Source organism: Methylobacterium sp. WL6 (genome assembly GCF_008040095.1).
Classification (GTDB): domain Bacteria; phylum Pseudomonadota; class Alphaproteobacteria; order Rhizobiales; family Beijerinckiaceae; genus Methylobacterium.
In genome coordinates, this window is the sequence record NZ_VRVH01000170.1 from 1 (window position 1) to 9,607 (window position 9,607).

Below are 9,607 nucleotides of genomic sequence, written 5' to 3' on the forward strand. Positions count from 1 at the left end.
GGCCGGACCGCAAGGTCGCCGCCGTCGTGCTCAAGCCGTCGGACCTTGCGCCGGCCTGGCGCGGCGCGGTGCCGGTGCTCTGCGTCTCGAGCCGCGGCCCGTTCGACGAGGCGGCGACGCTGATGCTGAGCCAGACCCTCGACCGCCACGGCCTGCGCTCCGAGGTGATCGCGATGTCCGCGATCCGCGCCGGCGCGCGGCCGAAGGATGTCGGCAGTCTGGCGATGATCTGCTTCTCCTATCTCGAGCCGGTGAGCCTGTCGCAGATCCGCTTCACCGTGCGGCAGGCGCGCGCCGCGGTGCCGGGCGTCAGCGTCCTCGTCGGGTTCTGGGGCGAGCGCGATCCCGCCACCCTCGATCGCCTGCGCCGGGCGACCTCGGCCGACTTCCTGGTCACGACGCTCAACGACGCGATCGAGAACGCCATCGCGGTCTCGCGCATGCCGGCGGCGGCGCCGGCGCATCCGGCCGCGCGATCCGAGCCCCGCCTGCCGCAGGCCGCCGAGTAGCGGCGGCGGTCGGTCGTCGCGCGGCCCGACCGCTCGATCGCGATTCCGTGCGCGTCGCGGTCGACGATGTGGTCGACGTCGTGCACCGGCCGGCGCGACGGCTGGGCGGCGAAGCGGGTTTTCACGCCTTCGCCGATGCGCGAGACCGGCTCGCCGGGCGGTATCCGCGCTTTCGGCTTCGGCGCGAGACTGACCTTCGCCAGAATGCCGGGATCGCCCGGGCGCCCCCTGGCGTTATCGCGGTGGTGTCGATCCGGATCGTGCGCCAGAACGCTTTTGCGCAGGCGCAGCGACTCGCCGGCGTCGAACGAAGCGATGGAGCGGCCGACCGATGCCGAAGGATGAGACCCCGTCGACATGACCCAGACGCCCGAGACACCGCCGACCGGCCGCACCACCCGTGTCGGCACCGGGTCCGTCTCCGCCATGTCGGACCCGCGCAACGAGATCTTCTTCGCGGCCGTCGAGACGACCCGCATGCCGATGACGGTGACGGACCCGCGCCAGTCTGACAACCCGATCATCTTCGCCAACAACGCCTTCATCGCGATGTCCGGCTACAGCCGCGAGGAGATCGTCGGCCGCAACTGCCGCTTCCTGCAGGGACCGGAGACCGACCGCGAGGCGGTCGCGCAGGTGCGCGCGGCGATCGACGAGCGCCGCGAGTACAGCACCGAGATCCTGAACTACCGCAAGGACGGCTCGACCTTCTGGAACGCGCTGTTCGTCTCGCCGCTCTACGACACCGCGGGGGAGCTGCTGTACTTCTTCGCCTCGCAGCTCGACGTGTCGCGCCGCCGCGACGCCGAGGAGGCCCTGGGCCAGGCCCAGAAGATGGAGGCGCTCGGCCAGCTCACCGGCGGCATCGCGCACGATTTCAACAACCTGCTCCAGGTCATCGTCGGCTACGTCGACATCCTCAGCGCCGGGCTCGAGAAGCCGGATGCCGACAAGGGCCGCCTCGGGCGTGCCGCCGACAACATCCGCCAGGCCGCGCAGCGCGCCACGACGCTGACGCAGCAGCTCCTCGCCTTCTCGCGCAAGCAGCGCCTGGAAGGCCGCGCGGTCAACCTCAACGCCCTGATCGAGGGCATGCGCGACATGGTCGCCCGCTCCGTCGGCGAGGCGATCACCGTCGACTACGACCCGGCGCCGGACCTGTGGAACTGCCGGGTCGACCCGACCCAGGCCGAGGTCGCGCTGCTCAACGTGATGATCAACGCCCGCGACGCGATGCCGGAGGGCGGCCGCATCCGCATCGTCACCGAGAACCTCGACGTGTCCGAGCGCGACATCACTGGGACCGGCCCCTTGCGCGCCGGCCGCTACGTCCGGGTCTCGATCACCGACACCGGCACCGGCATGCCGCCCTCGGTGCTGGCGCGGGTGATGGACCCGTTCTTCACCACCAAGGAGGAGGGCAAGGGTACCGGGCTCGGCCTCTCGATGGTCTACGGCTTCGCCAAGCAGTCGGGCGGCGCGGCCCAGATCGAATCGGTCCAGGGGGAGGGCACCACCGTGCGCCTGTCGTTCCCGGTGACCGAGATTGGGGTGAAGGAGGCGCCGAAGCCGGCGGCCCGCGCCATCGAGCGCCAGGGCACCGAGACCATCCTGATCGTCGACGACCGCGAGGACGTGGCCGAGCTCGCCCGGACGATCCTGCGCGACTTCGGCTACGTCACGCTGATGGCCGGGAACGGGCGCGAAGCCCTGGAGATCCTCGATGGCAACGACCGCATCGACATGATCTTCACCGACCTGATCATGCCCGGCGGCATGAACGGGGTGATGCTCGCCCGCGAGGCGCGGCGCCGGCAGCCGCGGCTCAAGGTGCTGCTCACCACCGGCTACGCCGAGGCGAGCCTGGAGCGAACCGACGCAGGGGGATCCGAGTTCGACGTGTTGAACAAGCCCTACCGCCGCACGGACCTGATCCGTCGCGTGCGCGCCGTCCTCGACGGGCCGACCGGGACCGGCTGAGGACGCTGCGTCGGCGGACGGGTGAATCGGGCGGAGACGCGAGGTCGATCATGCCGCAGGGCGACAAGGGCAAGTACACCGACAAGCAGGTGCGGAAGGCCGAGCACATCGCCGACTCGTACGAGAAGCGCGGCGTGCCCGAGGAGGAGGCCGAGGCCCGCGCCTGGACGACGGTTAACAAGGACGACGGCGGCGGCAAGAAGCCCGGCGGCTCCGGCCGGGGCAAGGCCACCGGCCACACGGCGGCGCATGCGGGCGGGGAGAAGGGCGGCAAGGCGGGCGGCAAGGCCTCGGCCGCGCGCACGCCGGAAGAGCGCTCGGCCTCGGCCAGGAAGGCGGCCGCCACCCGCAAGGCGAATCGCGGCGGCTGACCCCTGCTGCCGGCGGCGGTCGCCAAACGGCGGCGATCCGGCTACCCTCCGACGAGCGCTCGCGGACCTGGTTGGCCAAAAGTCCAACTTGCCAAGGCCTCCCAACTGGCTTTGGCTGCGATCGGCCAGCGAGAAGCCGAAAAAGGCCGGCACGCCATGCCGGAACCGCACGGAGGAACAGCACCATGAACAAGCCGGAATTCCTGGCCGACGCCAAGACCAAGTCGCCGTTCTCGGCCCGCTACGACAACTTCATCGGCGGGCAGTGGGTCGCGCCGGCGAACGGCCGCTACTTCGAGAACACCTCGCCGATCACCGGCCGGGTCATCTGCGAGGTCGCCCGCTCGGACGCGCAGGACGTGGAGAAGGCGCTCGACGCCGCCCACGCTGCCAAGGACGCCTGGGGCCGCACCTCGGCCGGCGAGCGCGCCCGCATCCTCAACAAGATCGCCGACCGGATGGAGGAGAACCTCGACCTGATCGCGCTGGCCGAGACCTGGGACAACGGCAAGCCGATCCGCGAGACGGTGAACGCCGACATCCCGCTCGCCATCGACCACTTCCGCTACTTCGCCGGCTGCATCCGCGCCCAGGAAGGCGGCATCTCTGAGATCGACCACGACACGGTCGCCTACCACTTCCACGAGCCGCTGGGCGTCGTTGGGCAGATCATCCCGTGGAACTTCCCGATCCTGATGGCGGTGTGGAAGGTCGCCCCGGCGCTCGCCGCCGGCAACTGCATCGTGTTGAAGCCGGCCGAGCAGACCCCGGCCTCGATCCTCGTGGTGCTGGAGCTGATCGCCGACCTGCTGCCGCCGGGCACGCTCAACGTCATCAACGGCTTCGGCCTGGAATGCGGCAAGCCGCTCGCCTCCTCGCCCCGCATCGCCAAGATCGCCTTCACCGGCGAGACGACGACGGGCCGGCTGATCATGCAGTACGCCTCGCAGAACCTGATCCCGGTGACGCTGGAGCTCGGCGGCAAGTCGCCGAACATCTTCTTCGCGGACGTGGCCAACGAGGACGACGACTTCTTCGACAAGGCGCTCGAAGGCTTCACCATGTTCGCCCTCAACCAGGGCGAGGTCTGCACCTGCCCGAGCCGCGCGCTCGTGCACGAGTCGATCTACGACCGGTTCATGGAGCGCGCGGTCAAGCGCGTCGAGGCGATCACCCAGGGCTCGCCCCTCGATCCCACGACGATGATCGGCGCGCAGGCCTCGTCCGAGCAGATGGAGAAGATCCTCTCCTACATCGACATCGGCCGGCAGGAGGGCGCGCAGGTGCTCACCGGCGGCGCGCGCAACGTGAAGGACGGCGACCTGGCCGACGGCTTCTACGTGCAGCCGACGGTGCTCCAGGGCCACAACAAGATGCGGATCTTCCAGGAGGAGATCTTCGGGCCGGTGCTCTCGGTGACGACCTTCAAGGACGACGCCGACGCGCTCGCCATCGCCAACGACACGCTCTACGGCCTCGGCGCCGGCGTGTGGACCCGCGACGGCACCCGCGCCTACCGCTTCGGCCGCTCGATCCAGGCCGGCCGCGTCTGGACCAACTGCTACCACGCCTACCCGGCCCACGCGGCCTTCGGCGGCTACAAGCAGTCCGGCATCGGCCGCGAGAACCATCGCATGATGCTCGACCACTACCAGCAGACCAAGAACATGCTGGTGAGCTACTCGGCCAAGAAGCTCGGCTTCTTCTAGGCCAGCGAGAAACCGCCCCGGCCGCCAAGGCCGGGGCTTCGGTCTCGACCGCAAGACGACGTCGCCCGAGACGACCTTGCCCCGGCCCGCAACGGCCGGGGCTTTTTGCCGGTGCCGATCGCCGCCCGGCGCGGGCCCTCTGCATTTCGGCGCGGCGCGATCCACATAGGATCGAGCCGGGCGATCACGGCGAACGGGAGCGACGCATGACGGAGACCGCGACGACCGAGACCACCGCCGAGCAAGCCGGCGTCGACGGCACGCCGTTGCGAGTCACCGCGACGCCCGCCGCCCTCGAGCTGATCGCGGAGCTGCGGGCCGAGCACGGCCCGGTGATGTTCCACCAGTCGGGCGGGTGCTGCGACGGCTCCTCGCCGATGTGCTACGGCGTCGGCGACTTCATCACCGGCGACGGCGACGTCCATCTCGGTCAGGTCGGCGGCGCGGACTTCTACATCAGCCGCCCGCAATTTACGGTCTGGAAGCACACCCACATCATGCTCGACGTGGTGCCCGGGCGCGGCGGCATGTTCTCCCTCGAGAACGGCCGCGAGAAGCGCTTCCACATCCGCTCGCGCCTGTTCACCGCAGCCGAGAACGCGGCTCTCGACGGCGCCTGCAAGCTCTGAGCGCCGCCGCTGGTCCGCGCGGGCTCAGCGCGCCTCGGACCGGTCGCCGGCCAGCCTTTCGGCGCGGGTGCGCTCGTCGGCGGTGAGCCCGGCGAGCGCCTGGTCGAGCCAGGCATCCGACAGCCCCTGGCCGGCCGCCGTGAGGTTCCAGGCCGCGGCCTCGACCGGGTTCTTCGGCACGCCGCGCCCGGTGGCGTAGAGCCGTGCGACGCGGTTCTGGGCGATGGCGTTGCCGCGGGCGGCCGCGTGCAGGAAGTAGCGGGCGGCGCGTCCCTCGTCCTTCGGCAGGCCCTTGCCGTTGAACAGCAGGATCGCGAACTCGACCTCCCCGGCGAGGTCGCCGTTGTCGGCCGCCCGCCGGAACAGCTCGGCCGCCTTAGTCGCGTCCTGCGGCACGCCGCGGCCCTGCAGGTAGAGCACCCCGAGATCGTGCTGGGCCGGGCCGATCTCGCCGTCGGCGGCCTTGCGGAACATCGTCGCCGCCCGCGCCAGGTCGGCCTCGGTGCCGCTGCCGAGCAGCAGCAGCGCGAAGTTGTAGGCCGCGGTCGGCGAGCCGTGCTCGGCCGCCTGCTCCAGCCAGCGCCGGCCGGCCTTCGGGTCCTTGGGCACGCCGCGCCCGTCGAGGGACATCAGCCCGAGCGAGGACATCGCCCCGGGCTCGCCCTGCGCCGCGGCGAGGCGGTACCAGTCGGCGGCCTTCACCGGATCCGGCTTGATGCCGAGGCCCTGGTTGTACAACTCGCCGAGCAGCGTCATCGCCGCCGCGTCCTTGCGGTCGGCCTCGATCCGCTTCGTCGCCTCCCGGAACGCGGTCACGTACTGCCCGCGCTGATAGGCGCCGTAGGCGAAGTCCGGCGTGCGGTCGGTCGGCGGCGGGCGGGCGCCGCCGGAATAGCCGATGGTGTAGGGGGTCGGCAGCTCGCGCATCGGCGGCTTCACCGGATCGGTGCCCGGCGTCTTGGCCGGCTCGACCGTGCCGGGGGACGCGACGGCGGGGCCGCCGGTGGAGACGGCCCCCCCGGCCATGAGCAGCGCGAATCCGAGGGCGCGGAATCGCCTCACGAGGCGACCTCCGACAGCGACGTCTGCAGCGTCGCGATGCGTGCGGGATCGTCCATCCACAGGCCGCTCTCCAGCCCGACGAACTCGGCGCCGGTGGCCGCGAGCCCGGCGATCTCGGTCTCGGCGCAGGCGACGCCGATGCATGGGGTCTCGAAGATCTCGGCCCACCACGCGGTGCGCTCGCGCACCGCCTCGGGTTCGGCGGCGACGCCGTCCGGGTAGAGGCCGCCGAACATCAGGTAGTCGATGCCCGCCTCGCCCGCATCCATCGCCGCGTGCCGGGTCTCGATCCCGCCCACGCCGAGGATCCGGCCGTCCCGCAGGCGCCCGCGCAGCTCCTGCAGCGTGCCGTCCTCGGGCTTGTCGACGTGGATGCCGTCGGCGCCGCCGCGGGCCGAGACGCTGACGAGGTCGCCCGGGAAGCCCGCCGCGGCGACGACCAGGGCCGCCCCAGCCGCCTGCACGGCGGGGGCGACGCGCTTGACCAGGGCGATCAGGCTGCGCTCGTCGGACGGCGCCAGCCGCAGGATCACCGCGGCCACGTCGCCGGCGCCGCAGGCGCGCTCGAGCGCGGGCAGCAGCGCGTCGACATGCTCGGGCCCGACGCGATGCGGCGTCAGCAGGGTGAGGCGGGGTGCGTCGGTCATGCGCCCTGATACCGCCGCGCAGCGCGTCGGGGAAGCGGAGAGGGACGTTTCAGGGGCTGCGAAGGCGATCGATCCCGACGTCCTGCGCAGACCTTGTCAGGCCCGCTCGTCATTCCGGGGCTGCGCGGCAGAGCCCGGAATCCGGAACCACAGGGCGCGATCGGTTCGGCTCCGTCGGCGGATCCGGATTCCGGGTTCGCCCTTCGGCGCCCCGGAATGACGGGTATGGGGCGATCGGGTGGAGGTGGTCCGTCCGATCGCCTGGAACGAAGACCGGTCGCCTCAGTTCGCGGTGATCTTCGGGTCGAGCGAGCCGTTGGCGTAGCGCTTGGCCATGGCCGAGACCGAGATCGGGCGGATCTTCGAGCCCTGGCCGGCGGTGCCGAACTCCTCGAAGCGCTGCTTGCACAGCTTGGTCATCGCCTCCATGGCGGGCTTGAGGTACTTGCGCGGATCGAACTCGGACGGATTCTCGGCCAGCACCTTCCGGATCTGGCCGGTCAGCGCCATGCGGTTGTCGGTGTCGATGTTGATCTTGCGCACGCCGTGCTTGATCCCGCGCTGGATCTCGGCGACCGGCACGCCCCAGGTCGGCTTTATCTGGCCGCCGTACCGGTTGATGATGTCCTGCAGCTCCTGCGGCACCGAGGACGAGCCGTGCATCACGAGGTGGGTCGTCGGCAGGCGCCGGTGGATCTCCTCGATGACGTTCATCGCGAGCACGTCGCCGTCGGGCTGGCGGGTGAACTTGTAGGCGCCGTGGCTGGTGCCCATCGCGACCGCGAGCGCGTCGACCTTCGTGGCGGCGACGAACTTCACCGCCTCGTCCGGGTCGGTGAGGAGCTGGTCGTGGCTGAGCACCCCTTCCGCGCCGTGGCCGTCCTCGGCCTCGCCCTCGCCGCTCTCGAGGGAGCCGAGCACGCCGAGCTCGCCCTCCACCGAGACGCCGGCCCAGTGCGCCATCTCCGACACCTTGTGGGTGATGCCGACGTTGTAGGCGTAGTCGGCCGGGGTCTTGCCGTCGGCCTTGAGCGACCCGTCCATCATCACCGAGGTGAAGCCGTACTGGATCGCGGTGGCGCAGGTGGCCTCGTCGCTGCCGTGGTCGAGATGCATGCAGACGGGGATGTGCGGGTAGATCTCGACGAGCCCGTCGATGAGCTTGGCCAGGACGATGTCGTTGGCGTAGGCGCGGGCGCCCTTGCTCGCCTGCAGGATCACCGGGGAATCGGTGGCGTCGGCGGCCGCCATGATGGCGAGCCCCTGCTCCATGTTGTTCATGTTGAAGGCCGGCACGCCGTAGCCGTACTCGGCGGCGTGATCGAGAAGCTGCCTCAACGTGATCCGCGCCATCGTCCGTGCTCCGTCTAAGCTCTGTTCGGGTCTGTGGGGGAAGAACGCCGCCACGGCACGCCTGGATCGCGTGGGGCGGCGCGAAATCGTTTCGCGGCTCAGTCCTTGGCGCGCAGCGCCTCGACGCCGGGCAGGGTCTTGCCCTCCAGCCATTCGAGGAAGGCGCCGCCGGCGGTCGAGATGTAGGAGAACCGCTCCGACACGCCGGCATGGTTCAGGGCGGCCACGGTATCGCCGCCGCCGGCGACCGAGACCAGCTTGCCGGCCGTGGTGCGCTCGGCCGCGTGCCGCGCCGCGGCGACCGTGGCGGCATCGAACGGCGTCATCTCGAAGGCGCCGAGCGGGCCGTTCCAGACCAGGGTCGCGGCTTCGTCGATCGCCGCGTCGATCTCGGCGACCGATCTCGGGCCGGCGTCGAGGATCATGCCGCCCTCGGGCACCGCGTCGACGGGCACCGTCTCGTTGGCGGCATTCGCCTTGAACTCGGAGGCGACGACCGCGTCGACCGGCAGGATGATCCGGCATTTCGCGGACTCGGCCGCGGCCAGGATGCGCAGGGCGGTCTCGGCGAGGTCCTTCTCGCACAGCGACTTGCCGACCGCCTTGCCCTGCGCGTGCAGGAAGGTGTTGGCCATGCCGCCGCCGATCACCAGCATGTCGACCTTGGTGACGAGGTTCTCCAGCAGGTCGATCTTCGACGAGACCTTGGCGCCTCCGACGAGCGCGATCACCGGGCGCTTGGGCGCCTCGAGCCCCTTGGTCAGGGCATCGAGCTCGGCCTGCATCAGGCGTCCGGCATAGGCCGGCAGGCGGTGGGCGAGGCCTTCCGTCGAGGCGTGCGCCCGGTGGGCGGCCGAGAACGCCTCGTTGACGTAGACGTCGCCGTTCGTCGCGAGCGCGTCGGCGAAGGCCGCGTCGTTCTTCTCCTCGCCGGCGTGGTAGCGGGTGTTCTCCAGCAGCAGCACGTCGCCGTCCCGCATCGCGGCAACGGCGGTCGCGGCGGCCTCGCCGACGCAATCCTCGGCGAAGGCCACCGGGCTTCCGAGCTTGTCCGACAGGGTGGCGACGACGGGCCGGAGCGAGTCCTTGGCCTCGCGCTTGCCCTTCGGCCGGCCGAAATGGGCGAGCAGCACGACCTTGCCGCCCTGGCCCGCGATCTCGCGGATCGTCGGCACCACGCGCTCGATCCGGGTCGCGTCGGTGACGCGGCCGGCCTCCATCGGGACGTTGAGGTCGACGCGGAGCAGGACGCGCTTGCCGGCGAGCGGGCCGGCATCGTCGAGGGTGCGGAAGGCGGTCATGCGGTCGGGCTCCGGTCGGCTTTCGGTCAGCGCGCGGGCGAAGGGG

Annotated in this window: 8 protein-coding genes and 1 pseudogene; 5 read left to right on the forward strand and 4 right to left on the reverse strand. The window is 71.0% G+C overall.

The window, feature by feature from the left end; translation table 11 throughout:
• The 5 genes and pseudogenes from FV230_RS18950 to FV230_RS18970 all read left to right on the forward strand — a co-directional run.
• Positions 1-509 (forward strand): annotated as a pseudogene (locus FV230_RS18950) (AI-2E family transporter); the annotation flags it as partial.
• A gap of 357 nt (positions 510-866) precedes the next feature.
• A complete protein-coding gene (locus tag FV230_RS18955; protein WP_147843499.1) occupies positions 867-2,489 on the forward strand; it encodes a hybrid sensor histidine kinase/response regulator in 1,623 nt (540 codons plus the stop codon).
• Positions 2,490-2,539: 50 nt separating this feature from the next.
• Complete coding sequence (locus tag FV230_RS18960; protein WP_147843500.1) at positions 2,540-2,860, forward strand: plasmid stabilization protein; 321 nt, start codon at positions 2,540-2,542, stop codon at positions 2,858-2,860.
• Positions 2,861-3,045: 185 nt separating this feature from the next.
• Positions 3,046-4,569: an aldehyde dehydrogenase gene (adh, locus tag FV230_RS18965; RefSeq protein WP_147843501.1), complete on the forward strand. Its 1,524-nt coding sequence runs from the start codon at positions 3,046-3,048 to the stop codon at positions 4,567-4,569.
• A gap of 206 nt (positions 4,570-4,775) precedes the next feature.
• On the forward strand, positions 4,776-5,198 hold the full coding sequence (locus FV230_RS18970; RefSeq protein WP_147843502.1) for a DUF779 domain-containing protein: 423 nt from the start codon (positions 4,776-4,778) through the stop codon (positions 5,196-5,198).
• Between the two features lie 24 nt (positions 5,199-5,222).
• Here FV230_RS18970 and FV230_RS18975 read toward each other — a convergent pair whose 3' ends face one another.
• The 4 genes from FV230_RS18975 to FV230_RS18990 form a co-directional block, all read right to left on the reverse strand.
• Entirely contained in the window at positions 5,223-6,260 is a 1,038-nt protein-coding gene (locus FV230_RS18975) for a tetratricopeptide repeat protein (protein WP_246694921.1), read from the reverse strand.
• A complete protein-coding gene (locus FV230_RS18980) occupies positions 6,257-6,907 on the reverse strand; it encodes a thiamine phosphate synthase (protein ID WP_147728079.1) in 651 nt (216 codons plus the stop codon). Before FV230_RS18980 ends, FV230_RS18975 begins: the two co-directional genes overlap by 4 nt.
• Positions 6,908-7,189: 282 nt before the next feature.
• Entirely contained in the window at positions 7,190-8,260 is a 1,071-nt protein-coding gene (gene fba, locus FV230_RS18985) for a class II fructose-bisphosphate aldolase (protein WP_147843503.1), read from the reverse strand.
• A 98-nt stretch (positions 8,261-8,358) separates the two neighbouring features.
• Entirely contained in the window at positions 8,359-9,561 is a 1,203-nt protein-coding gene (locus tag FV230_RS18990) for a phosphoglycerate kinase (RefSeq protein ID WP_147843504.1), read from the reverse strand.
• Between the last annotated feature and the right edge of the window lie 46 nt (positions 9,562-9,607).

Coding starts and splice junctions, on each gene's coding strand:
- fba (WP_147843503.1), bottom strand. CDS start 8,260: ATGGCGCGGATCACGTTGAGGCAGCTTCTCGATCACGCCGCCGAGTAC.
- FV230_RS18955 (WP_147843499.1), top strand. CDS start 867: ATGACCCAGACGCCCGAGACACCGCCGACCGGCCGCACCACCCGTGTC.
- FV230_RS18960 (WP_147843500.1), top strand. CDS start 2,540: ATGCCGCAGGGCGACAAGGGCAAGTACACCGACAAGCAGGTGCGGAAG.
- FV230_RS18970 (WP_147843502.1), top strand. CDS start 4,776: ATGACGGAGACCGCGACGACCGAGACCACCGCCGAGCAAGCCGGCGTC.
- adh (WP_147843501.1), top strand. CDS start 3,046: ATGAACAAGCCGGAATTCCTGGCCGACGCCAAGACCAAGTCGCCGTTC.
- FV230_RS18980 (WP_147728079.1), bottom strand. CDS start 6,907: ATGACCGACGCACCCCGCCTCACCCTGCTGACGCCGCATCGCGTCGGG.
- FV230_RS18990 (WP_147843504.1), bottom strand. CDS start 9,561: ATGACCGCCTTCCGCACCCTCGACGATGCCGGCCCGCTCGCCGGCAAG.